Origin of the sequence: Psychrobacillus sp. FSL K6-1464 (assembly GCF_038003145.1) — a bacterium.
GTDB classification, from domain to species: domain Bacteria; phylum Bacillota; class Bacilli; order Bacillales_A; family Planococcaceae; genus Psychrobacillus; species Psychrobacillus psychrotolerans.
The window spans coordinates 3041796-3068177 of sequence record NZ_JBBOOP010000001.1; the positions used below are offsets into that span (position 1 = coordinate 3041796).

The following is a 26382-nucleotide window of genomic DNA, read 5'->3' on the forward strand; positions in this document are numbered from 1 at the left end:
AATGTCGTTTTATCCAGTTTTCAAAGAACAAGAGTTGAATCTTCATATAAAATGAACATTCAAAACTGAACTGCAAAACGTTAAGATACGAATAAAGATTCGTATTCCGATATTATCCTTAGAAAGGAGGTGATCCAGCCGCACCTTCCGATACGGCTACCTTGTTACGACTTCACCCCAATCATCTGTCCCACCTTCGGCGGCTGGCTCCCGTAAGGGTTACCCCACCGACTTCGGGTGTTACAAACTCTCGTGGTGTGACGGGCGGTGTGTACAAGGCCCGGGAACGTATTCACCGTGGCATGCTGATCCACGATTACTAGCGATTCCGGCTTCATGTAGGCGAGTTGCAGCCTACAATCCGAACTGAGAACGGTTTTATGGGATTTGCTCACCCTCGCGGGGTTGCGACCCTCTGTACCGTCCATTGTAGCACGTGTGTAGCCCAGGTCATAAGGGGCATGATGATTTGACGTCATCCCCACCTTCCTCCGGTTTATCACCGGCAGTCACCTTAGAGTGCCCAACTGAATGCTGGCAACTAAGATCAAGGGTTGCGCTCGTTGCGGGACTTAACCCAACATCTCACGACACGAGCTGACGACAACCATGCACCACCTGTCACCGCTGTCCCCGAAGGGAAAAGCCTATCTCTAGGCCGGTCAGCGGGATGTCAAGACCTGGTAAGGTTCTTCGCGTTGCTTCGAATTAAACCACATGCTCCACCGCTTGTGCGGGCCCCCGTCAATTCCTTTGAGTTTCAGTCTTGCGACCGTACTCCCCAGGCGGAGTGCTTAATGCGTTAGCTGCAGCACTAAGGGGCGGAAACCCCCTAACACTTAGCACTCATCGTTTACGGCGTGGACTACCAGGGTATCTAATCCTGTTTGCTCCCCACGCTTTCGCGCCTCAGCGTCAGTTACAGACCAGAAAGCCGCCTTCGCCACTGGTGTTCCTCCAAATCTCTACGCATTTCACCGCTACACTTGGAATTCCGCTTTCCTCTTCTGTACTCAAGTCCCCCAGTTTCCAATGACCTTCCACGGTTGAGCCGTGGGATTTCACATCAGACTTAAAGGACCGCCTGCGCGCGCTTTACGCCCAATAATTCCGGACAACGCTTGCCACCTACGTATTACCGCGGCTGCTGGCACGTAGTTAGCCGTGGCTTTCTAATGAGGTACCGTCAAGGTACGAGCAGTTACTCTCGTACTTGTTCTTCCCTCACAACAGAGTTTTACGATCCGAAAACCTTCTTCACTCACGCGGCATTGCTCCATCAGACTTTCGTCCATTGTGGAAGATTCCCTACTGCTGCCTCCCGTAGGAGTCTGGGCCGTGTCTCAGTCCCAGTGTGGCCGATCACCCTCTCAGGTCGGCTACGCATCGTCGCCTTGGTGAGCCGTTACCTCACCAACTAGCTAATGCGCCGCGGGCCCATCCTGTAGTGACAGCGAGATGCCGTCTTTTAACATCTCCCCATGAGAGGAAATGGATTATTCGGTATTAGCCCCGGTTTCCCGGAGTTATCCCAATCTACAGGGCAGGTTGCCCACGTGTTACTCACCCGTCCGCCGCTAAATCAGAAGAAGCAAGCTTCTTCGTCATTCGCTCGACTTGCATGTATTAGGCATGCCGCCAGCGTTCGTCCTGAGCCAGGATCAAACTCTCCATAATAGTTCGCTTCCGGTATGCAGAGCACATCGAAAGCGAACAAATTAGAACTAGTTTAAAAGCTCATTTTGTTTTGCTGGCATCATCATTAAATGATGTCCAAAATTGTTTTGCTCTCATCCTAACAAGTTAGTTGAAAGCTATGTTTCTTAACGTTTTGCATGTTCAGTTTTCAATGTTCATGTTGTTTAAGTTGTCGTCTTGTTTCAGCGACCTTTGTATCTTAACACCCTTTTGCTACCTTCGTCAACAGCTTTTTGTAAAGTTGTTGTGTAAAATATAATAACACTTTTTTCTGATAAATGCAACAATTAAATAGAGTTAATAGGAACCCTTTTAAACGCTAGGTTTCTATGAAAATAACGACACTTCCTTTAAACTCAAATCTATCTAGATTCCTAATTATAATATTTAAGATTCTAATTAAAATAAGTTAGAACAAAGAGATAATACCCTCTTTAGTTTTCAAAGTTTAGTAAAGTTAGATGAATTTATCATAAGGTACATCTATATAGAAGAAACAAAAAAGAGAAGCACAATGCTTCTCTCTTGTTTTACTATTTTTATAAGAAGATAAAGTAACAAAGGAATATAACCCATAAACCATACATAATCGGATGGATTTCTTTAATACGCCCTGCTACGATCATTGTAATTGGGTAGAATAAAAATCCAATGGCGATACCAGTTGCAATAGAATAAGTTAATGGCATTGCAATGATTACGAAAAACGCAGGCACTGCAACTTCGAATTTTTTCCACTCTATATTTCCTAAAGCAGAAACCATCAATACCCCAACTATTATTAACGCGGGCGCCGTTACATAAGAAGTAACTACACTTAATATTGGATAGAAGAATAATGCTAATAACATCAGCACTCCCGTTACTACTGCCGCGAAACCTGAACGCGCCCCAGCTGCAACACCAGCTGTTGATTCTACATAACTAGTAGTAGTGGAAGTACCCGCTACTGCTCCAGCTGTAGTAGCTATTGCATCTGCTAGTAACGCTTTACCAGCACGTGGTAATTTATTGCCTTTCATTAATCCCGCTTGGTTAGCAACAGATATCAATGTTCCAGCTGTATCAAAGAAGTTTACAAATAAGAAAGTAAGCACTACAACTAAGAATTGTGTAGTTAATAAAGAAGTTGGATCATTAAAAATTGGATCAAGTGCAGCTCCAAATGTTGGGCTTACATCTGGAATACTACTTACGATTCCGGATGGTAGTGGCACTAGACTGAAAATCATACCAACGATTGCCGTAATCAGCATTCCGTAGAATATTCCACCTTTAACGCCTTTCACCATCATAATCACTGTAATAACAAGCCCAAAAATCGTTAATAAAATGTTAGGGTCTGCTAAATTTCCTAGACCAACAATTACAGAAGGATCACTTACGATAATCTTAGAGTTTTGCAAACCTACAAAAGTGATAAACAAACCAATTCCAGCACCCACTGCATACTTTAGTTCGGTTGGAATTGCGTTTATAATTGTTTCACGAATGCCAGTTAACGATAGAAGTATAAAGATTACTCCTGCTACAAAAACGCCAGTTAAAGCAATTTGCCATGAGATTCCAAAATCTAGTACTACTGTAAAAGCAAAAAATGCGTTTAATCCCATACCTGGTGCTAGTGCAATTGGGTATTTCGCCAGAACTCCCATTAATATAGAACCAAGGCCTGCTGCAAGAGCAGTAGCTGTAAATACAGCACCTTTATCCATATGCATGGAATCTGGTAATCCCTCTATCCCATCAAGCGAAAGGATCATCGGGTTTACTATAAGAATATACGCCATAGCTAGGAAAGTTGTTAACCCTCCAATAATTTCACTGCGGTAATTAGTCCCTAATTCTTCAAACTGAAAATACTTTTTCATGATTTCCTCCAGTTATTGTCTGTATAACAGAAAAAAGCATACGACTAGTAAATCAGTCGTATGCTTTAGTATCTCAAGTAAGGGAAGAATTATCCTTCTTCCTCTTAATCGTAGTCGAATCATTTACGGTGATTCGGTAGAGACTTTTGGGCCTTATTCCCAACGTTATACGACGACATATTAAATTATATATGTAATATAACATCATTATTTTAGAAAATCAATACTAAATCCGAACGTTTTTATATAAAAACTTAATATAGTTCGTCATTATGACACTTCTAGTATTTCTTACTAATTCAAATACTCCTCATACTTACTACTGTAATCAAGAGCAAATTAGTAATTTCCATTTTAAATAGAAGGAGTATGTATTATACTAAAAACTGAACTACTATTATCCATTTAAAAATTCAAATAACTCTTTCTCCAATAACTGGAATAAGAAAAACACAGGAAAGGGTTTACCCTCCTGTGTTTTCATTTATATTATTTTTCCGTTTGGTTTTGTTTCTTTTTCAAATACTCTGCCCGTATTTTTTCTAGCTGCTGCTTTTTATCAAATTTGGCAGGCTTGTTTTTTTCATGATAACTCGCCACAGCTGCCTGACCTTTATTATCCAAAAGATATTTTCCCACTTTGTTCACCCACTTTTCTTGTCTTTAAAGAGAATCTATTCAACAAATATAATATACCTTATTTTACGGAATTAAACCCTATTAGCTTAACGCTAATCTAAAGATTAGATTTACGGTACTGAATGCACTTCTTAATATGAATCAACTCCAATGCTTCAATACACATCTCTATATAATACAGTTTCCTGATTCATTTTGAAACCTTCCTTCAATTCAATGATTATGAACAAAAATAAGACCTCCCTTTAATCATAAATTACATGAATAAAGGAAAGTCCTATTTTGAAACAATCACTCATAACCTTTAAATCCTTGATATAAGGTTTTAGTGTTTGGTCCTATTCCCACTCAATCGTAGCTGGTGGTTTACTCGTAATGTCATACAGTACGCGGTTGATGTGAGACACTTCATTGACTAAACGAACAGATACTTTCTCTAGAACGTCCCATGGGATACGTGCCCAGTCAGAAGTCATTCCATCAATAGAGGTTACTGCACGGATACCGATTGCGTAATCATATGTACGTGCATCACCCATTACACCAACGCTGCGGATGTCTGGAAGAACTGTGAAGTACTGCCAAATATCACGATCAAGTCCCGCTTTGGCGATTTCTTCGCGAAGGATGAAATCAGATTCACGAACGATTTCTAATTTTTCTTCAGTAATTTCACCTAATACACGAATTCCTAAACCAGGTCCTGGGAAAGGTTGACGCCAAACGATTTTTTCATCAATACCAAGTTCTAATCCTAATGCACGCACTTCGTCTTTAAACAACGTTTTAAGTGGCTCAATTAGTTTGAACTGCATATCTTCTGGCAATCCACCAACATTATGATGAGATTTAATCGTTTGAGCTGTTGCAGTTCCAGACTCAATAATATCTGTATATAGCGTACCTTGTGCTAGGAAATCCATACCGTCTAACTTAGAAGCTTCCTCGTCAAATACGTATATAAATTCATTCCCGATAATTTTGCGTTTTTTCTCTGGATCTGAAACCCCAGCTAATTTGTTCATGAAACGTTCGCGAGCATCAATTTTAATAACATTCATATTAAAACCTTCTGTGAAAGTCTTCATTACTTGCTCTACTTCACCTTTACGGTTTAAGTTATGGTCCACAAACATACATGTTAGTTGGTCTCCAATTGCTTTATGGATTAGTACCGCAACTACTGAAGAATCTACTCCACCACTTAGTGCACAAAGAACTTTTTTATCCCCAACTTCTTGGCGAATGTTTTGGATTTGCATCTCTACAAAGCTTTCCATGGACCAGTCACCTTTAGCATGACAAATATCAAATACGAATTGACGTATTAACTCAATCCCATAAATAGAATGTCTAACTTCAGGATGGAATTGTACAGCATAGAAATTTTTTGCTTCGTTTGCCATTGCAGCTACTTCACAAGATGGACTTGTTGCAATAACTTCAAAGCCCTCAGGAGCAACTGTTACATGGTCTCCATGACTCATCCAAACGACTTGGTTTTCTGGAAGTTGTCCAAATAAAGAAGTTGCGTTTTTCACATTGATCTCCGCTTTCCCATACTCACGATGAGAAGCTTTTTCTACTTTCCCACCGAAATGTTGAGACATTAGCTGCATACCGTAGCAAATACCTAAAATTGGAACACCTAAGTCATAGATTGCAGAATCGATATGGAATGCATTTTTATCGTAAACTGAATTAGGTCCGCCTGAGAAGATGATCCCTGTTGCATTTACTTTTTTCAATTCTTCTGCTGTAACTGTATGTGGCAGTAGTTCACTGTAAACACCAAATTCACGAATACGACGTGTAATTAGTTGGTTATATTGACTACCGAAATCCAAAACAACTATCTTTTCTTGTTCCTTTAATAATGGTGTTAAAGTCATTAGTTCCACCTCTTCTGATAATAATCCAAACGTACCCTCAATCTAATAGAATGATAAAAAAACGCGTAAGAAAGCATACCTCCTCTTTCTACGCGTTTATGTTCTCTACATCAAAAAGGTGAATGCATATGCCTAAAAAAGACATGACTGCATTCACCTTCATAGTCAAGTTGTTAATGGCAACTTGGTAGAAACATCCGAACCATATTATCGGACATATACGAGGGCAACATTGGTCATTTAATTTGACTTTAGTTTACAGGTAGTTGCCCTCAAAATCAACCGCTAAGCTGATTGATTAAATATTCCCAACTTTCTCTCATCGACTCATAATTCATGCCCTCTCGATTATTACCATATAAGCCTTTTTCATATGCATCTGTTAATTTACGCATATGTGTTTCTCCAAAGCCAGAATCTACATATTTTGCATAAGCAGATAGCGTCTGTCCTTGCTCTCTCTTCATTCCATATGCATCTAATTGTTTCAATAGCTGATGATACATTTTTTCAAATGTATCCCAGTCATTTTTCCGCATTCGGCTCACCGGTATTAACACTTTGGATAACCACTTTCTTCGATAACGATAGGCTAGCATAGAAAGCAATACTAAACCGAGTAGTGTCCATAATATAGGTGCTTTGTTATTAGAAATCCATTTAGCAAAGTTACTCAGGATTTCTGTAAAACCTTTGGAAACTTCCTTCTTATCTTTTTCAGCTTGAGGCTTTTCTGGAGTCTCCTTAGGTGTATTTTCCGGTGTTTCCAACTCATCTTTTTCATTGTCTATATCATAATTTAAATTGACAGCATTCGTAAATCCAATTGTAGGCTCGAATGTCATCCATCCAGTACCTGGAAAATAAGCTTCTACCCATGAATGTGCATTATTGTTTGTCACTTCATAAACTGGAACTCCATTATCACGTTCAACTACGTCTCCCGGCGCAAACCCCTTCACCCAACGTGCAGGAATTCCTTCCGAACGCAACAATACAACCATCGAAGTGGAGAAGTTATCACAATAGCCGACCTTCGTATCAAATAAAAACTGATCGACATAATCGGTATCACCTTCTGGAACTGCCGCCAAATCCTGATTGTAGCTAAAACCATTTAATCGGAAATAGCGTTCAATTGCTTTTGCCTTATCATATAAATTATCGGTATCTGCAGTAATAGAAGTTGCCAAATCCTTTACCCTTGAAGGTAATGTTTCGGGAAGCTGCAAATAGCGATCGAATTCACTAGATAATCCTTCTAACTTTGCAGGCGCCGTATCCCTAAGTGCTTTTAAGCTATAGATTGGCTCGTTATAGGTTACTTCATAGGTTCCAACAGGTACTTCATTGTCTCCATTAAATGTATATAGTTTTTGATTTCTTTCATTCATTTTTAAAGAAATAGGCTCCATTGAGTCAACCCGCTCGATTCCATAAGGCTGCATGATAAAAGGATACGGTTGAGACATATAGATTCTAGCTATTAACGACTCATCTTCTGTCCCAGGTGCAATATCAGATTGAATCGGTTCTCCCAACCCGTAGTTCGAAAGGCTTGGAGGCTCTGTTGCTGAATTTACCCAGCCTTTAGAAGTATACATGTCCTTCGTTTCAATCTTCCAATATTGCTTCGTTGGACTAGTCGCATAAAATACGGGAGTATCATCGCTCGCAAAGGCTCCTCCCAAGCGCTCATCATTTTCTCCATAGCCGACTTTTTGTATTCCTCCACCAACACCTTTTCCATCTTCCCTATTATCTGCATTTGGACTGGTCGATAATAGAAAAGGCACTGGATCTGGCCAACTAGGACCTGCTTTTGGCAAAACGTAAGCGAGGGCACTACTAATAACTATAATACTTAACAAACTTCCAATACTTGCTACTATAAATGCACCATGTATTTTCTCATGCCCCGATAACATTTTTTGAGCATATAATAAGCCCAAAATGAGGAAGCCAGATATTAACACGGTAACAATACTTTTCTCTCCACTATATGGACTAAATGTATCTAAGATTGTTATAAATAAAACGGTAAACAAAAAGAATAACATTAAGTTTTTACGTACTCGTATCCAATAGTTTAATAGATACGTAGTCATCCATAATAAAATGAAAAATAAAAATGTTCGGAAGGGGTCTGTCGCCTGTACCCAATCTTGACTTATAAGAGAAGCGATATTTCCTACGAACATCCCCCAAATAAACTTCAATGCCTCTATTGATAAGAAAGATAGATCTGTATAGATATGTATAATTACCCAACAAATAAATACTAACTTAACAGGAAATGCATATACCCATTTCAATTTTATAAGATAAAACAAAAAGGAGATTACTAAATACCAACCAAATAAGCTTAAAAAACCTGTACTCGTTAACTCGATAACTGGTTTTAACCATTCCATCATTAGGATAAAAACAAAAGAATAAATAAGTATAGATATTATTGTTTGCTGCGCTTTGTTACTCATGAACGTTTCACCTCCAAAAAGGCTTGGGCAAAGCGATCTTTCGTAATCGACTGTACTTGAAAACCTCTACTTGCTGCATACTTGTACATAGCATTCTCTTCACTTGTATTTTTTTCATTTTTGGATTTTATGACAAAACAAGTACACGCTCGTAAGTTTGTTGCATTTTTTTGTACATTATCCATCCATTCATAAGTTAGATTACTAGTCACATATAAAAGAGTTGTCGCATTGGATAATGATCGGTCATGCAAAATTACTTGCTCTAGCGGCTTCGTTAAATCGTCTTTTACCTTTGTTAAATGATATAGCACTCGTTGAAGATGCTGGTCAGTTTGAACTTCAGGCAAGAACAATCGTTCCTCTCCAACCGAGAGAAATGCAGAGGATGCCTGATGCTTTACAATCGCTTGCATCATTGAGGCTGTTAAGTCGACCACTTCCTCAAACAGAGGAGAAGGCGTTCGGTCCATCACCACGAACATATCCTGGGATTGACGATCTTCGAATTCTTTTGTTTTTAGTGTTTGTGTTCTGGCGAAAGACTTCCAATGAATCCATGATACACGATCACCCGATTGGTATGATCTAACGCCAGTTGCCATTGATGTATCTTTCATAGCTTGAATTCTAGAAGCAGCTGCTCCTTGGTCATATCTCGTTTCAATTGGAATGTAGACCATCTCAGTCAAGTTTGGAAATACGAGAATTGTTTTAGAATTTGTTACAAATACTTCTTTTTTCACCCAACCAAATAAATCGCTTACTACAATGCTTGTCCCTTCTAAAACATGCTCTCCACGTGGAATATGCTCTATTTCATAAGTCCATCTAAATTCTTTTTTCATGCCCCAAAAGGTAAGCTGTTTCCATGAAGCTTCTGTAGCAAGAGAAGAGCTTACTTTTTCCTCCATTTGAACGTACATTAGTGGAAAACGACTTTTTCTCGTCACCTGAATAGTTGCTGAAAACCTTCCACCACTTTGAACTTTACCAGTTTCAATTATTCGTTCCACAACGATATCGTTCAGTGAATTCATATATAATAACAACGAATATAAAGAAATAGGGACGATCAAATAAAACAAAAACCAGCTAACAAACCCTCCCTGAAACATTGCATACACAAAAGCTACTACTAGGAGGAATAGAACGCCTACTACCCCTCGAATTTTTTTCCATCGATTGAGCAAATGCTTCATTGACTTATTTTCCTCTTAATAGGAACCGGAGTCCTCTTCACAATTCGTGCAAGCACTTCTTCAGACGAAATTCCATCATAACGTGCCTCAGGGCGTAAGATGACACGATGTCCGAAAACATAAGGCATCAAATATTGAATATCATCTGGGTTTACATAATCTCTACCATGAAGCAACGCAAGACCCTGCGACGCGCGCATTAATGCAATAGATGCACGTGGACTTACTCCTAGATAAATATATGTATCCTGTCTTGTACGATTAGATAATTCAACGATATAGCTCTTTATTGTTTCATCTACTGTTACTTGCTTCACCTTTTTCTGAAGTTCGATTAACTCTTCTAGAGAAATGACAGGCACCAATGTATCAATCGGTGATGCATGTTCTAATCTATTTAATACTTCAATTTCTTCGCTTGGATGCGGATAACCCATCTTTAACTTAAGTAAAAAACGATCTAATTGGGCCTCTGGTAACGGGTAGGTCCCTTCATGTTCAATCGGATTTTGCGTCGCCATTACAAAAAATGGTCTTGGAATCGGCATAGTCACTCCATCAATGGTAACGGAAGCTTCTTCCATCCCTTCTAGTAGCGCAGATTGCGTTTTTGGGGATGTACGATTGATTTCATCCGCAAGCACTATATTCCCCATAATAGGTCCAGGTCTAAACTCGAACTCCATTTCCTTTGGATTGTAAATAGAAACCCCTAATACGTCCGAAGGCAATAAATCCGGTGTGAATTGAATTCTTTTAAAATCTGCTCCAATAGATTTGGCAAGCGCCCGCACCATCATCGTTTTACCTACACCGGGTACGTCTTCTAATAACACATGTCCTTGCGCTAATAATGCAACTACTGCAAGTTCCGCAATATCTTTTTTACCAATCATTACTTTTTCTATATTTCGAATAATCGTTTCTATCTGTGCTCGTTCTCTCATCATTCTCCCCCTAAAATCACGTATAAATTGACTTGCGTGAAAATTTTTACAATACGCTATAAGCATACCCAAAATTTGCCTTAAGTACAAATAGAAAACAAAAAAGTCGAGCTGCCTTTTTACTCGACAGTTCGACTTTCTATTTTTATATATCAGACTTTGTTATTATTTCCAAAAATCATCAAAAATGGTGACTGGCATATTACGTTTATGCATGGACCGAATATAGAAACCTTCAATTTTTTCTTCCGATTCCTTCGATACCGTTTTACCTTCTAAATAATCATCAATTTCATCATATGTTACGCCAAGCGCTACTTCATCCGGTAGAGCCGGTCTGTCTTCTTCCAAATCTGCAGTCGGAATTTTAGTATAGAGATGTTCAGGACAACCTAATTCTTTCAAAATCAGCTTACCTTGACGCTTGTTTAAGCGGAAGATTGGCGTAATATCTACTCCACCATCTCCGTATTTTGTATAAAATCCTGTTACGGCTTCTGCTGCATGATCCGTACCAAGGACCACACCATTGTGCATAGCTGCTATAGAATATTGAGCTTTCATACGCTCTCGAGCCTTTTCATTCCCTTTAGCAAAATCAGATAGGCTCACTCCAGCCTCCACTAAAGCCCTATCACTAGCATCCACCGCTTCTTTTATATTGATCGTTATACGTTTACTTGGCTTGATAAAATCCAATGCATCTTGACGATCCGTCTCATCAAATTGAATACCATACGGTAAACTTACTGCTATAAATGAATATTTATCCTCACTAAGCTCTTGATTTAATTCATCGACTGTAAGCTGAGCAAGTTTCCCTACTAATGTAGAATCTTGACCTCCAGAAATACCTAAGACCATACTTGTTAAAAAGGGGTGTTTTTTTAAATAGTCCTTCATAAAATCAATACTAATACGTATTTCTTGTTGTACATCAATGGTTGGTTTCACTTTTAACGCTGCTATAATTTCTTGTTGTTTAGCTGACATTAATACCTACCTCCATTTTGGTCAATAATATTATGTTCCATGTCCTTAATCTCTTGAATATTACGCATTTTATTGTCCCAACATTTTTGGCTCAAGTCCACTGGATACTCTTCAGGATTTAGAGAGCGTTTATACTCTTCCCACAATAGATCCAGGTTGTCATGCGCATATTTCCGAACTTCCGATAACTCAGGGATTCGATAAATAACTTCCCCATTTTCAATCACTTTTTCATGTAGATCCCTTGCTTCAAAATTGGTTACAAATTTAGAGACAAATGTATGCACTGGATGGAACATCTTTAAGCGTTCCTCATGTGTTGGATCTTCATCGTGCATTGTAATATAGTCACCTTCTGCTTTACCATTTTCTTTATCAATAATTCGATATAGTTTTTTCTGGCCAGGCGTTGTCACCTTTTCAGTAGTGGAAGAAATCTTAATCGTGTCTTCCATCACTCCTGCCTCGTTTGCAATAGAGACAATTTTATAAACTGCTCCAAGTGCTGGTTGATCGTATGCAGTGATTAACTTCGTTCCGATTCCCCAACTATCGACCTTGGCACCTTGTGCTTTTAAGTTCAAAATAGTATATTCATCTAAATCATTGGAAACAACGATTTTAGCATTAGGGAAGCCAGCTTCATCTAACATTTTTCTAGCTTCCTTCGATAAAAATGAAATATCACCTGAATCTAAACGAATACCGATAAAGTTAATCTTATCTCCCAGTTCTTTCGCTACTCTTATAGCTGTAGGAACCCCCGTTTTTAATGTATTATATGTATCCACCAAAAATACGCAATCTTTATGGCGCTGCGCATACGAATGAAATGCTTCATATTCATTTTTATATGCTTGCACTAGTGAATGAGCATGCGTTCCAGTCACAGGAATTCCAAACTTTTTCCCAGCACGAACATTACTAGTTCCATCTATTCCACCTATGTAGGCAGCTCGAGTACCCCAGATGGCTGCATCCATTTCTTGCGCTCGTCTTGAACCAAACTCCATAGCGATTTCATCTTTAAGCACTTGTTTAATACGAGAACCTTTTGTCGCTATTAACGTTTGATAATTGACGATATTAAGCAGGGCCGTTTCTACTAGCTGCGCTTCCGCAAGCGTAGATTCAATACGAATAATCGGTTCATTTGGAAATACTAGCTCCCCTTCAACCATTGAATATACATTTCCGGTAAAACGAATAGTACGTAAATAGGCTATAAAGTCCTCTCTGTATCCAAGCTCTTCTTGCAAATACTCTAAATCACTGTCGGTGAAGTGAAAATCACGCAAATAATCTAGACATCTTTCTAGTCCTGCAAAAATGCCATATCCATTACCAAATGGGAGTTTGCGGAAAAACAATTCAAACACCGCTTTCCGTTCATGCATATTATCTGCCCAATAGGTTTCCACCATATTTATTTGGTATAAATCAGTATGTAAGGCTAAACCGTCATCTGGATAATTTTTCTTCATAAAAATCCCCTTTTTCATAACTATTGAAATAAGTATACACTATTTACCCTTTTTCTTTGCAAATAATCCTATCCCAATGACGGTTACAATTTCGGAGAAAACCTGACGTTTAGGTGTGACGTATTATCCTAGAGAGAATGATATCTAATCTAATTAATATTAGTAGTTTTAAGAACAGAAAAAGCTACTCAATAAGTTTGAATAACAACTTAATCAGTAGCTAGTATTTTTTTGTTTTATTATTCTCCCATTGGAGAAATTAGATCTACAACATAGGCTGCAACTGCTTCGATTTCTTCAGCGGTCAGCGTATCTTTAAACGAAGGCATGGAAGTACCCCCCTCTTCAATACGTGCTATAACATCATCTCTGCTTACAGCAACTTCACTATTTTGTAAATTAGGTCCATTATGGCCGTTTGCGCCTTGGTTACCATGGCAAGCTAAACAGTTTGCATCATATACAGTAATCCCTTTATCAGGATTTGCACTCACTGTGTCTCCTTCAGTAGGCTTTTCTGCCGGTTTTGTACTTTTCGCAGGGAACTTAATTACTTGCCCTTCTGGTAAATCTCCACCTAATTTAAATGTGTATATCTTATCTCCATGCTTACTACCTGCAAGTGCATTACCCGCAGCATAAATACTGATGTATTGCTCACCATCAATTTCATACGTAACGGAAGGTGCATTTGCTCCTGCATCCATCATGTATTCCCAAACTTGATCGCCCGTTTTTGCATCGTATGCAATCAAACGGCCGTCATTATGTCCAACAAAAACAAGATTTCCTTTAGTAGTTAACACTCCACTATACGCTTGAGTATCCCACTTTTGCTGCCAAGCAATTTTGTTAGTTTTTACGTCGATCGCAGTGACAGTCCCCCGAACTGGAGCATCTAAAATTGGTCCAAAAATACTTCCAAAGTATTGATCTCCCTCTTTAAATTCTTCCAACTCACTTCTTTCAAAGGACATATATGTGTCATTACCTAATACATAAAAGTACTCGGTATCCGGATTATAAGCTGAAGGTGGCCAGTTTGCTCCACCAGTTGGCCCTGGCTTAAGTGTAATTGGAACATCCCAAAATGGTGTAAAGATACCTCCAATTTCACCTGTGAAATCAGGTGATAGATCATTCTTCACATCTTCCTCTGTCACAGCCTGAGGAACAAAGGCATCTCCAACAGGAAACGGTTGCGTTGCTGCCGTTTTTTGACGTTCATCCTGCGGTACAGGTTTTTCTTCTATACCAACAAGCGGCGTTCCATCGGCACGGTCTAATAGATAAACCCAACCAGTTTTACCGGCCTGCCCAAGCCCTTTTCTCATTTTCCCATCCATTTCTACATCATAAAGAACGACTGGGTTTGCTGGATCCATATCCCAAATATCATGATGCACTTCTTGGAAATGCCATACATATTGTCCGTTTTCAGCATTCACCGCGACGACCGAATTGGCATATAAATTATCCCCTTCACGGTTACTTCCATCTAAGTCTGGAGCGGTATTTCCAGTTGCAAAGTAAATGTACCCCAGTTCAGGATCAACGGATGGAGTATTCCATACCGGTCCTCCACCTGTTAACCAAGCGTCACTATCTGCTGGCCATGTATCTCCGTTTATATCACCCGGACCAGGTATTGTGTAGAAACGCCAAACTTCAAAACCTAAATCTGCATCATAGGCCATTACACGTCCACGAATACCATATTCTCCTCCTGCTACCCCCGTATAGACTTTCCCATTATAGAATAGAGGTGCACTAGTGATCGTGTAACCTTCTTCCCACTCAGCTACAGTAGTTTCCCATAATACTTCTCCTGTCTTTTGGTCGAGTGCGATTAAACGTGCGTCCAGTAATCCTACAAATACTTTTCCGTCACCGACCGCAACTCCACGAGTCGTCCAACCACAGCATACTGTATCCATTTCTTGCGGTATATCCGGATTGTATACCCATAATTGTTCTCCAGTTTTAGCATCTATAGCGAAAACATCATTTGCTCCAGTAGCGATATACATAATACCATCGACTACAATAGGAGTTGCTTCTCCAGAATATTTACCTTCTGCTCCTGACCCTCCTAAGCTACTAACCCAAGTTGGTTTTAAATCCCCAATATTTTCAGTAGTGATTTGGTTTAGCATCGAATAACGTCTGTTGTAGTAATCTCCACCATTTGTTGTCCATTCAGTTGAAGAATATTTTACTACTTCATCAGGTATTGATGGACTTTCTTCCACTTCTGTCTCTTCCTCTGGTTCCTCTTTTACTGTTATGCTGGCATATGGAACTTCTCCGTTCCCTTCATTCAAGTTTTCAAAGTTTATTACTAGATATATCATAAAAAAAGCTACTAAAGTGATTACTAATCCTATAAAAAATAGTGCAGATACTGATAATCCTCTACTTTTCATCTGACTCTCCCTTCAAAAATAGTGAAATGTCCGTTTAAATATTTTATGTTTCGAAATTGATAGAAATGCGGTTTCTTCGATAGTCGAATCAAATAAAAAAACTGTTCAAGAGTTTAGACTCCTGAACAGTTTTTTTAATACCTTCTTATTTAGTTAAGTCTTTACAACCTTCATAGATTAGATCAAACAACTCTTGAATGTCATTCTCTTCTACACAGGAGAATGCAACGCGGATGTCTGTTTTGTTGCTTGCGATTACTCCTACACCGTAATGATCAAGTAAATGTAGTCTTAAAGTTTCTGCATCCACTGCGTTTAACTTCAAGCACATGAAGTAACCCGAGTTGAATGGATAATAGGTCCAATATGGAGCGAATTTTTCATCCGCTAGGACTTGCTTTGTTTTTACTGCTCTACCCTGCATAATTTGGAACTTTTCTTCTTTTTCTTGTAAAAACTCTTCAGATTGAAGAGATTCCAACAGAATTGTCTGAGAAATATGAGATCCACTTGAAACCGTACCGCGAATTATTCCCTTCGTCTTCTGTTCTAGAGCATCTAATGTATCAGGACTCGCCGCATATGTGATAAATCCAACACGGAATCCCCAAACGTAATTTTCTTTTGTCGCACCATCAATTTTGACTGGCAAAATGTTTTCATGACTGTCCGCTAATAAACCGAACAACGATTCTTTAATAGAATCCTCATAAAATAACCCGAAGTATGCATCATCTAGTAAAACTACTAATTTCAAACCACCTTCAGCAGCATCCTTCAATACTTGAACGATTGCTTCTGCCTCTTTAACAGAAGGCGTAAAGCCCGTAGGATTGTTAGGGAAGTTTAACAAGACGATTGCTTTTTCCGTTTGTTTAGCAAGTGTGTCACGGAACGCTTCCACATGGAAACTACCAGCCTCATTGAAAAGAGGGAAAGTCTCTACCCGTCCACCTCTTCTTACTTGGAACACTGTGTTATAGTTCCCCCAATATTGTTGCGGTGTTACTAATACGTCTCCAGCATCCATGAACAAGTCTGCTGCAATACTTAAGCCATGTGTTAGTGCACTAGTTACTATCGGTGTACCAATTGATTTACCATTCATCGATGGGTTGTCTACTAACAGCTTTTCCTTCCATACTAAACGTAAAGCTTCCTTCCCCTGAGGAGGAGCATATGGATAGATATCATTTGGTTTATAATCTAATTTCTTTTGTATATGGTTGAAATGCATCGGTTCCCCATTTTCCGTTGCGATTCCAATAGTAGCATTAAAACGATGTGCTTTTTTCCCTGCTTCTGCACTTTGACTTAAAATACCTTTTGGATAGTACAAGTTTTTACCTAAATCGGACAACATATTATAGACTGCTGGGTTTTCTTTTTGCATTTTTTCATTTAATTGCGTTGCTAAAGCATTCATCTATTGGTACCTCCATAATATCTGATTTACAAATATTGTACTCTATTTAACTAAAGTATTATACCCTTACGTGAAATATATCATTCTAACCTTGTCACTGCACTAATTCTAAAATAACAGGACAATGATCACTTCCGAGTACCTGTGGATCTATAGAAGCATCCTTCAAAAAAGGGACTAGTTTTTCAGAAGCTATAAAATAATCTATTCTCCATCCAATATTTCGCTCTCGCACCTGACTCATATAGGACCACCAACTATAGGCATCTTCTTTTTCTGGATAAAAGTAACGAAATGTATCTACAAATCCTGCTGCAAGTAAATCGGTCATTTTGCCACGCTCTTGTTCCGTAAACCCTGAGTTACCTCTATTAGATTTAGCGTTTTTCAAATCTATTTCGCTATGAGCCACGTTTAAGTCCCCACACATAATTACAGGCTTTATAGCATTAAGTGTTATTAAGTAAGTACGCATTTCATCTTCCCATTCCAGTCGATATGGAAGTCTCGTTAGATCTCGTTTAGCATTCGGAGTGTATACATTCACCAAGTAAAATTGATCATACTCCAGTGTAATAATTCTACCTTCATCCTCTGAAACATTATCACCAACACCATATTTAACAGAAATCGGTTTTACCTTCGTAAAAATTGCTGTACCAGAATAGCCCTTTTTCAAGGCATAGTTCCAATACTGTTCATAGCCGTGTAAGGGTAGCTCAATTTGACCAGCTTGCAGCTTTGTTTCTTGCAAACAAAAAATATCAGCGTTTACTTCATTAAAATATTCGAGAAATCCTTTTTTCGCGCAGGCTCTTATGCCATTCACATTCCATGAAACCAACTTCATTTTATATCCTCCAAGATAGAAACTTATGTAACTAGTTTTATGTTAATCATAACAAAGTATTGTCTCTTTTAAAAACAATGAGTAGGCAAGACAAGTAATGGGAATTTTTATAATTCCAGAGTTATGATGATTAATATAGATCAATCCTCTTTTGGTTAAGAATTCTGTCATATATTGGTCGTTAGATTGGGTTTCTATTTAGTGAGAAAAAGGGTACTTTATAAATAAGAGAATAGTAGAGGAAGTGTCGAATACATGGATGTATCATTAAAATCATCCGGGGCAAAACATAAAATGAGCGAAGCGAAACCTTGGGTTCGTCGCTTTGGTCGTTTTGGTTATATGACTATAGGTATTGTGTATGGAATGATCGGCATTCTAGCAGCTTTAGCAGCATTCGGACCCCGAGGAGAGATGACCGGAACGTCTGGTGTATTGCAATCAATCTCTGAAATACCATTCGGGGAAATTGCCCTATGGATTATTGGAATAGGTTTATTCGGTTATATCCTATGGGTTTTTATATTAGCAATTAAAGATCCTAATAATGTAGGAACTGATGTACAAGGTCTAATAAAAAGAGCGGGTTATTTCATTAGTGGAGTCATTTATGCAAATTTATCATATGGAGCTATAAAACTAGCAAGCCATACGGGAAATGCTGGTAATAGTGAATCTGAGAAAAACGTTTCCATTAAGTTACTGGAACAACCATTTGGTATATGGTTAGTTGGAATAGTTGGTGCAATAATTATTGGATGTGGCGTTTTCGAACTTTATAGTGGTATTAAAGAGAAATTCATGTCTGAATTCAAAACCTATGAAATGAATGGTATGGAACGAAATGTTGCTAGAATAACAGGGAAAATTGGTCTTATTTCAAGAGGGACTGTTATAAGTATGATCGGATTTTTCTTTATTCGCACAGCATATACAAATAACTCCGAAGAATCTAAAGGGTTTGGGGGTGCTTTGACAGAATTAGCAAACCAGCCCTTCGGAAAGTTTTTGCTAGCTATGGTAGCAATTGGACTAATCTTATATGGCCTCCACCAAATCATACTCGGACGCTATCAGCGCATGAACTTTGGTTATGAGAAATCTAACTTTAAAAAACGTTAAACATTTTCGAAGTACGCTATCTCTCATCCCTTATAAATGACTATCAGATTGATATATAATCTGATAGTCATTTTAGATTACATCGTTCTCTTTCAATAAAGACTGACTTACTCTTTACTTTTTAGTCATCTTCAGTAACACAAATATGGCGATAGCTAATGCAAATAGCCCAAACAAAATAACTAATGAGATAGCCCCAAACAATACTAAGCTCATAAAAACCCTCCTTTGGTACTAACTCTATTAAGCATGGACTTTAGACTTTTCTAGGACAGTCCCTAAAAACTTAGCAAGCTCCAGCATCCCATATTTCTCTGCCTTAGCCTCTGCATCCGCATTGTAGTTCGTATTTGTGTTTACGTCATACGTGTACACTTCCCCGTTTGCATCACGAATAAATTCAATACCGGCTACATCAATTTTGTTTGCTTGCAAGAATGCTTCATATCGCTCGACCCAAGATACATCTATATCTTCTTTAACTTCAAACTTCATAGCTGGTTCTTCTCCCACTGGACAGAATGCATCTCCAATTTGACATGAATCTGCCGGACAAAGCTCGAATCCTTCTGAAGTATCTACTCTTACTGCATATAAATACTTACCACCGATGAACTCCGCTCTCGTAATATAAGCATCGGGTGATTGGATGTATTGTTGGATGAGCGTAATACCATCTACAGGATCTTCAAATGCAGGGCCATTCACATAAGTTTCCAATGCCTCTATTGTTTGAAATAATTGTACTCCTAATCCTTTACCAGCACGATTATGCTTTGTGATAAATGGCGTCTTCCCTAGCTTTTTAGCAGCTAAAATAATTTGCTCACTACCAACAGCCGCAATCGTTTTTGGCGTGTTGATGCCACTTGCTTGCAAAGCAGTATACTGATTGATCTTACTTAGTTCTAAACTTAACGCTTTCGTTCCATTAAATACTGTTCTTCCATGAAGCTCAAGCCAAGACAGCACTCCACCAGCTAATTCAGGTGCATATCTATGTCCCCTAGTATGGGAAGAAGCACTCATTCGGTTATAAAACACCCCTTCTGGAGGTGCTGTTGTTAAATCTACAATTCCCTGGTTTAGATGCCATAATTCATAAGGTAAATTTAATTCTTCTAATCGTTTTGTTAAATGAACCGTCCACTCATCATTTTCATGAATTATATATATTTTAGACATAATCATCCACTCCTCTACTTCTATTCCTATCAAACTACTATGTATTAGTATATACCAATAAAGTTGGAGACAACAGCATAAAACCCTGCTCTTGGAGAGCAGGGTTCAGACTGTAGACAAACTTAATTTTAGGTGGAGTTGAATATTAAACTCGGCAATGCCCACCACTTCGCTTTCCGTGGGCTTGGCTTCAGCCTCCTCGTCACTACGTTCCTGCGGGGTCTTCAGCTCAAGCTAATCCCACAGGAGTCTTCGTGGTGGTACCTTGCCTTATAAACAGTTCTAATAGAGTATGTAATATCTTACTTTTAATAGGATAAATAAAACCCTTATGAATATTTATTACTATTCATAACCATTTATAAAATACCTTTGTCGTCAAACTGGAAAACCCTGCTCTTGGAGAGCAGGGTTTTCTAGTTAATATGGATCCGCTTCATGACTTTTATCAATTGCTTGTTCTGGTGCTTTATCTCCGTCTTTATTTCCCAACGGTTTTTGAGAGGAACCATTACTTTTAGCTTGAGCAAGTCCTTCTCTTAAATGACGCCCATAGTCTTCATCTGCTTCCTCCGCTAAAGCAATCATCTTTTCTTGAATTCGTGGGTCACAGGCAGACAGGTCATTTACTAAATTCGAGATGAGCTCCGTTTTTTCCCATTGCTCAAATTGTCGATAGGTTTCTCCTGCTTGCTTTGTGTTATTTTGACGGTCAATGGACTCGCGCACTAAGTTTCCTTTAATCATTGGAGTGTACTCTTTACCAATTTGTGTTGCTTCCTTTAAGCCATCTAGTATGGAAGGTTCATAGTTGATATGTGGATTTTGGAACGGACCTCTATCTAACTTGTACGCCATTTGGCCACCGCTTTGATTGGTTGCAACACGTTTTTTAGGTGCATTGATCGGAAGTTGTAAATAGTTTGCTCCAACACGGTGACGTTGTGTATCGGAATATGAAAATGTACGGCCTTGTAGCATTTTATCGTCCGAAAAGTCCAATCCATCTACGAGTACACCGGTACCAAACGCTGCCTGTTCCACCTCTGTAAAATAATCCACTGGGTTTCGATCTAACACCATTTTTCCAACAGCCTTCCAGGGGAATAAGTCTTCAGGCCACAGCTTAGTATCATCTAACGGATCAAAGTCTAACTCTGGATGATCATCATCACTCATCGTTTGGACTAGTAACTCCCATTCAGGGAAATCACCTTTTTCAATTGCATCATATAAATCCTGTGTTGCATGATTAAAGTTTTTTGCCTGTATTTCCTCTGCTTCTTTTTGAGTTAAGTTACGAATGCCTTGCTTTGGCTCCCAGTGATATTTTACAAGGACTGCTTTACCTTCGTTGTTTACCCATTTATACGTATTTACACCTGACCCTTGCATCATTCGGTAATTTGCCGGAATGCCCCATGGAGAATAGATGAAAGTCACCATATGAAATGACTCAGGGGAACTCGCACAAAAATCAAAAAAACGTTCCGAATCTTGAATATTAGTTACCGGATCTGGCTTAAACGCATGAATCATGTCCGGGAACTTTATCGCATCACGGATAAAGAATATTTTCAAGTTATTCCCTACTAAATCCCAGTTTCCATCCTCTGTATAAAACTTCACTGCAAACCCACGTGGATCACGTAGCGTTTCAGGAGAATGCCCTCCATGAATAACGGATGAAAATCGAACAAAAACAGGAGTTTTCTTTCCTTTTCCCTGAAATACTTTAGCACGAGTATATTTAGAAACTGCCTCGTCTCCCACAGCACCATAAGCTTCGAAATAACCATGCGCTCCGGCACCTCTTGCATGAACTACCCGCTCTGGTATACGTTCCCTGTCAAAGTGACTTATTTTCTCTATGAAATCATAGTTTTCTAACGTTGCTGGTCCTCTGTTTCCAACGGTCCTCATATTCTGATTATTCGTTACCGGATGCCCCTGCCTATTCGTAAGAGTATCCTCATTTTCCACATTTGTAGTGTTATTAGTTTGTTCTTCCTTCACTGTTCATCCTCCTAAACACAAGATAGAATTTACATTCCTCTCTATACTGTCCAGAACAATGAGTAAATATTCCAGTATTACATAAAGCTTGCTATAGAAAGTGCATACTTTCTCCAAACCGATACGTGAATCGGTTTCTCTACTTTCCTTTTTCCACTTACATACGTTTGTAAATCTCCTTTAAATGTTAAGGATAATGCTGAAAGTTGTTCGAAATGATATGGCTGCGTTAAAGGAGGTGCAACCCGGAACTGCGAGGACGGACATTCTTTCATAATTGTAGCGACAAACTGAGAACAAAAGAATGCATTCTCACGTTCTTTTTCAATATTTATCGCAACGTACACTAAGCCGATTAAATTATATTTGTATAATTGCTGTTGTTGTTCCATTTGAGTAATTATACTTTTCATCCGTAAATATTCAGAATCCGTCACCCCACACTCATAAATGGCACAAGTAGCTCTTTGAAGCATTCCCTCAATCGGGTTTTCTTTTATAAACCCTCCATTAAAAGGGTTATGATGACTTTTTCTACCAAAGCTATACATCTCATTTAGTTCCTCATCAAAAGCAATAGAGGCATGGTTCAACTCTTTTTTTGTATACATACCAATCGCTTTTGAAAAAAGTGTCCCAGTATTACTAAGAATGATATAAACCTTTTTCCCCATTTTTTCCACCTCGTTCAGAAGAGGTATTTTTCCTCTAATCTATTATCCTAATCATCCTCTATTTTTTAATAATTCCAAACGTACTTAAGGTGGAAAGTGACTAAGCCCTAAGCCGTAGATGGTTGATACAATTATGTTTTCCAGCCCGAATATAAAGAATAAAAAGCAATATTGAATGCAAACATTTTTTCTGCAATTATTATACGTTGAATATTCACAATACACTTTTCTATTAAACACTCTATATACATATGTCTAGTTGTTAGTCATATAGCCATGTATTAGTGATTGTGCCCATATTACAAACTTGTTACAATTTCATTGCTTGTTATAACTATAAAAAAATATTATTCCAAAAAGATAGAATTTAAAGGAGAGATAATGTGACTCAATATAATTTAGAAGAGTTGAAACTATTAAATCAGTTTTTGTTTGCCCTATTTATCGTTGCTGATTTTGCACTTTTTCTTCATTTCACTAATAATATTTTTCCCTGGTTCTCATTAATTGGCGCAGCTATTGGATTGTCCATTATTGTTGCTTGTTGGACCGGAAAAAAATACACACTTTTCATCGCCGCATTATTAGTAAGCACTGCCTTATTTTCAATCGTTTATAATTGGCAAACTATTGTACATTAATACATTTTTCATAAATGGAGGGTTTGAATATGTCAGAACAAGAAAAAAAGAGTCCTATTTTAGATAAGCGTTCATCTAGACGTACATTCATCAAAAATTCTGGTTTAACAGTTGGTGGACTTGTTTTAGGTGGAGCAATCGGTAGCTTAGTTGGTGGCAAAACTGAAAAAACTACTCATACAGCTACTGGCGGAAGTACTCATACGGCTATCGATTACAGTGATACTCGTCAGTTTTTCGTAAGACAAAAAGATTTTGATGCACTTAGTACAGCAGCGGAACTAATTTATCCAGAAGATGAGCATGGTCCAGGCGCTATTACACTCGGGGCTCCTTACTTTATAGACAAACAATTAGCTAGCCCTTGGGGAATTAATACGGATGATTATAGAAAAGGTCCTTTCCAACCAGGCGAAGTCCCTCTAGATAAAGCAGAAATTATGCTGCAAGGTGTTCGTAAAATAAATGAAGTTGCAGAGAAAGAGCATGATGGAAAGGTCTTCAAAGATTTATCGGAAGAGCAACAAATTACTATCCTTAGTACTTTTGAAGCTGGAGAAGTAAAGATGGATTTAGTAAATTCTGCAGCATTTTTTGGTTTACTAAGAACACTTACATTACAAGGTTGTTTCTCAGACCCACTTTATGGTGGCAATAAAAACATGGCTGGCTGGAAAATGAAAGAATTCCCTGGAGCTCAAATGTCGTATGCTTCCTATTTAGATGAAGAGGAATTTGTATTAATAGATCCTATTAGTTTAGGCGGACACAAACATTCATAAGGTAAAACAACAAGAGGAGGATTATTATGGTTACAAAATTACCAAAAGTTGATGTTGTAACAACTGGTATGGGCTGGACAGGCGGTATTGTTGCTGCTGAACTGACAAAAGCTGGCTATCATGTGGTTGGATTAGAACGTGGAGTAGAAAGATCCATCGAAGATTATTTACATGGTCATGATGAATTAAAATATAATATTCATAAAGAATTAATGCAAAAGTTAACAAAAGATACTATTACATTCCGTAATACATTAAACGATACTGCCAAACCAGTACGTGATGAAGGTGCATTAGTAGTAGGAACTGGTACTGGCGGCGGCGGTGCTCACTGGGGTGGCCAAACGTATCGCTATTTCCCATATGATTTTGAAATTCGTAGTAAAACGATTGAAAAATATGGTGAAGGTAAAATTCCGGCTGATGTTACTATTCAAGACTGGGGTATTACGTACGATGAAATCGAACCATATTACTCCAAGTTTGAACAAATGGCTGGTATATCAGGGGAACCCGATCCTTTAGCAGGACATCGTTCGATCGATTACCCAACACCACCACTAAAAAAATTACCACAAATGAAAATGTTTCATGAAGCAGCAGAGAAACTTGGATATCATCCATTCGTAGTTCCTACTGCAAATGTGTCAGAAACATATACGAATCCAGATGGAGAAACATTAAATGCATGTCAGTACTGTGCATTTTGTGGGAACTATGGCTGTGAGTACGGAGCAAAAGCTGACCCAATCGTAACAGTAATACCAACTGCTAAGAAAACAGGTAATTTTGAACTTCGAACAAATTCTATCGTAACGCGTGTATTATATGATGGAACAAAAGCAACTGGTGTTTTATATAAAGATACAAGAACTGGTGAGGAGTTCGAACAACCTGCCGATCTTGTTGTTTTAACAAGCTATATCTTTAATAATGTTCGCTTACTATTGTTATCTGGTATTGGAAAACCGTATAATCCTAAAACTGGTGAAGGAATTATCGGTAAAAACTACACAGATCACCATACGATTACTGGAGCTATTGGTTATTTTGAAGAGAAAAAATTCAATAGTTACATCGGAACAGGTTCTTTAGGATCGGCTTTCAATGACTTTAATGCGGATAACTTTGACCATGCAAATCTGGATTTCATACATGGTGGGCAGATTGAATTGCATTTATTTGGTAATGAACCTATTTCTAATAATCCTGCACCATTTGGTACGCCGACTTGGGGTAAAGAATTTAAGAAAAACTCTTTACACTATTTCTACCGTAACCTAAGTGTAGTATCACAAAGAGCTATATTGCCTCATAAAGATCATTATCTAGACTTAGATCCAACGTATACAGATGATTACGGTGATCCGTTAATTCGTGTAACATTTGATTATACTGAGATGGACCATAAACGTAATGAATTTTTAGTTGAAAAAATTAATGAAGTAGTAAAAGAAATGGGAGCAGACATTATCGATACAATTCCAATGGCTGAGCATTTTGGTGGAAGATTCACTTTCCAACATGATGGTGGCGGTGTAATCATGGGTGATAGCCCTGAAAACTCTGCAGTAAATAATTACATGCAAATGTGGGATGTAGATAATTTATTCGTTTGTGGAGCTTCGGCATTCCCTCACTTTGGTCCAACGAATCCAACTCCAACTGTAGGTGCATTGGCTTACCGAGCAACTGAAGGTATGATTGAGTACTTAAAAAACGGCGGCGGACCATTAGTTCCTAAAAAATAATACAGTAGCAAGTGTAGAACCATCATTTTCTTTCAAAATGTGTTATATTAATAACGATTCTTTATAGAAGGAGGAGATTCTATGCCAAACATAGGGATACCCGGTTTAATACTTGTACTAATTATTGCTTTGATCATCTTTGGTCCATCTAAATTACCTCAACTAGGCAAAGCTGTTGGACAAACGTTAAAAGAATTCAAAACCTCGACTCGAGATATTATAAATGATGAAGAAAAAGATGATAAGAAAGTCGAAGCATCTGAAGTAAATTTAGATAAAAAATAATAATTTTGGTTGGTCCTG

19 protein-coding genes, 1 rRNA gene and 2 riboswitches are annotated in these 26382 nt (G+C 38.3%); of the genes, 5 read left to right on the forward strand and 15 right to left on the reverse strand.

Annotated features, from left to right (window positions below; translation table 11 throughout):
- Nucleotides 1–122: 122 nt before the first annotated feature.
- The 12 genes from MKX39_RS15485 to MKX39_RS15540 form a co-directional block, all read right to left on the reverse strand.
- Nucleotides 123–1677, reverse strand: a 16S ribosomal RNA gene (locus MKX39_RS15485).
- 560 nt (nucleotides 1678–2237) lie between these two features.
- Nucleotides 2238–3569: an NCS2 family permease gene (locus MKX39_RS15490; protein WP_340770268.1), complete on the reverse strand. Its 1332-nt coding sequence runs from the start codon at nucleotides 3567–3569 to the stop codon at nucleotides 2238–2240.
- Between the two features lie 91 nt (nucleotides 3570–3660).
- Nucleotides 3661–3762, reverse strand: a riboswitch (purine riboswitch).
- Between the two features lie 296 nt (nucleotides 3763–4058).
- Nucleotides 4059–4208, reverse strand: a complete 150-nt coding sequence (locus MKX39_RS15495) for a hypothetical protein (protein WP_093538347.1) — start codon at nucleotides 4206–4208, stop codon at nucleotides 4059–4061.
- Between the two features lie 338 nt (nucleotides 4209–4546).
- A complete protein-coding gene (guaA, locus tag MKX39_RS15500; RefSeq protein WP_340770270.1) occupies nucleotides 4547–6100 on the reverse strand; it encodes a glutamine-hydrolyzing GMP synthase in 1554 nt (517 codons plus the stop codon).
- Nucleotides 6101–6242: 142 nt separating this feature from the next.
- A riboswitch (purine riboswitch) is annotated at nucleotides 6243–6344 on the reverse strand.
- Between the two features lie 34 nt (nucleotides 6345–6378).
- Nucleotides 6379–8580, reverse strand: coding sequence for a transglutaminase domain-containing protein (locus tag MKX39_RS15505; protein ID WP_340770272.1), 2202 nt, complete (start codon nucleotides 8578–8580; stop codon nucleotides 6379–6381).
- A complete protein-coding gene (locus MKX39_RS15510) occupies nucleotides 8577–9782 on the reverse strand; it encodes a DUF58 domain-containing protein (protein ID WP_340770274.1) in 1206 nt (401 codons plus the stop codon). The genes MKX39_RS15505 and MKX39_RS15510 overlap by 4 nt, the downstream gene beginning before the upstream one ends.
- Nucleotides 9779–10729, reverse strand: a complete 951-nt coding sequence (locus MKX39_RS15515) for an AAA family ATPase (protein ID WP_093538343.1) — start codon at nucleotides 10727–10729, stop codon at nucleotides 9779–9781. Before MKX39_RS15515 ends, MKX39_RS15510 begins: the two co-directional genes overlap by 4 nt.
- A gap of 165 nt (nucleotides 10730–10894) precedes the next feature.
- Nucleotides 10895–11722 (reverse strand): ammonia-dependent NAD(+) synthetase, encoded by an 828-nt coding sequence (nadE, locus tag MKX39_RS15520; RefSeq protein ID WP_340770276.1) that lies wholly within the window; start codon nucleotides 11720–11722, stop codon nucleotides 10895–10897.
- A complete protein-coding gene (locus MKX39_RS15525) occupies nucleotides 11722–13206 on the reverse strand; it encodes a nicotinate phosphoribosyltransferase (protein WP_340763502.1) in 1485 nt (494 codons plus the stop codon). The genes nadE and MKX39_RS15525 overlap by 1 nt, the downstream gene beginning before the upstream one ends.
- Nucleotides 13207–13445: 239 nt before the next feature.
- On the reverse strand, nucleotides 13446–15632 hold the full coding sequence (locus MKX39_RS15530) for an outer membrane protein assembly factor BamB family protein (protein ID WP_340770277.1): 2187 nt from the start codon (nucleotides 15630–15632) through the stop codon (nucleotides 13446–13448).
- A 145-nt stretch (nucleotides 15633–15777) separates the two neighbouring features.
- On the reverse strand, nucleotides 15778–17058 hold the full coding sequence (locus MKX39_RS15535; protein WP_093538339.1) for an aminotransferase class I/II-fold pyridoxal phosphate-dependent enzyme: 1281 nt from the start codon (nucleotides 17056–17058) through the stop codon (nucleotides 15778–15780).
- A 94-nt stretch (nucleotides 17059–17152) separates the two neighbouring features.
- Nucleotides 17153–17908 carry an exodeoxyribonuclease III gene (locus tag MKX39_RS15540; protein ID WP_340770280.1) on the reverse strand — a complete coding sequence of 252 codons (756 nt, stop codon included), beginning with the start codon at nucleotides 17906–17908 and terminating at the stop codon, nucleotides 17153–17155.
- 255 nt (nucleotides 17909–18163) lie between these two features.
- Between MKX39_RS15540 and MKX39_RS15545 the strand changes: the two genes are divergently transcribed.
- A complete protein-coding gene (locus tag MKX39_RS15545; RefSeq protein ID WP_340770282.1) occupies nucleotides 18164–19030 on the forward strand; it encodes a DUF1206 domain-containing protein in 867 nt (288 codons plus the stop codon).
- A 243-nt stretch (nucleotides 19031–19273) separates the two neighbouring features.
- Here MKX39_RS15545 and MKX39_RS15550 read toward each other — a convergent pair whose 3' ends face one another.
- The 3 genes from MKX39_RS15550 to MKX39_RS15560 form a co-directional block, all read right to left on the reverse strand.
- Nucleotides 19274–20215 carry an ATP-grasp domain-containing protein gene (locus MKX39_RS15550; RefSeq protein WP_340770284.1) on the reverse strand — a complete coding sequence of 314 codons (942 nt, stop codon included), beginning with the start codon at nucleotides 20213–20215 and terminating at the stop codon, nucleotides 19274–19276.
- A 420-nt stretch (nucleotides 20216–20635) separates the two neighbouring features.
- Nucleotides 20636–22231, reverse strand: coding sequence for a catalase (locus MKX39_RS15555; RefSeq protein ID WP_093538335.1), 1596 nt, complete (start codon nucleotides 22229–22231; stop codon nucleotides 20636–20638).
- A gap of 77 nt (nucleotides 22232–22308) precedes the next feature.
- Nucleotides 22309–22905, reverse strand: coding sequence for a hypothetical protein (locus MKX39_RS15560; RefSeq protein WP_340770286.1), 597 nt, complete (start codon nucleotides 22903–22905; stop codon nucleotides 22309–22311).
- Nucleotides 22906–23288: 383 nt separating this feature from the next.
- On the opposite strand from MKX39_RS15560, the gene MKX39_RS15565 reads away from it, so the two are divergent.
- The 4 genes from MKX39_RS15565 to tatA all read left to right on the forward strand — a co-directional run bounded on the left by MKX39_RS15565 (nucleotide 23289) and on the right by tatA (nucleotide 26364).
- Nucleotides 23289–23546 carry a hypothetical protein gene (locus tag MKX39_RS15565; RefSeq protein WP_340770289.1) on the forward strand — a complete coding sequence of 86 codons (258 nt, stop codon included), beginning with the start codon at nucleotides 23289–23291 and terminating at the stop codon, nucleotides 23544–23546.
- 29 nt (nucleotides 23547–23575) lie between these two features.
- Nucleotides 23576–24328 carry a gluconate 2-dehydrogenase subunit 3 family protein gene (locus tag MKX39_RS15570; protein ID WP_340770291.1) on the forward strand — a complete coding sequence of 251 codons (753 nt, stop codon included), beginning with the start codon at nucleotides 23576–23578 and terminating at the stop codon, nucleotides 24326–24328.
- 26 nt (nucleotides 24329–24354) lie between these two features.
- Complete coding sequence (locus MKX39_RS15575) at nucleotides 24355–26079, forward strand: GMC family oxidoreductase (protein ID WP_340770293.1); 1725 nt, start codon at nucleotides 24355–24357, stop codon at nucleotides 26077–26079.
- Nucleotides 26080–26160: 81 nt separating this feature from the next.
- The gene (gene tatA / locus MKX39_RS15580; protein WP_090569087.1) at nucleotides 26161–26364 is read left to right on the forward strand and encodes a twin-arginine translocase TatA/TatE family subunit; all 204 of its coding nucleotides are present in this window, start codon (nucleotides 26161–26163) and stop codon (nucleotides 26362–26364) included.
- Nucleotides 26365–26382 lie beyond the last annotated feature (18 nt).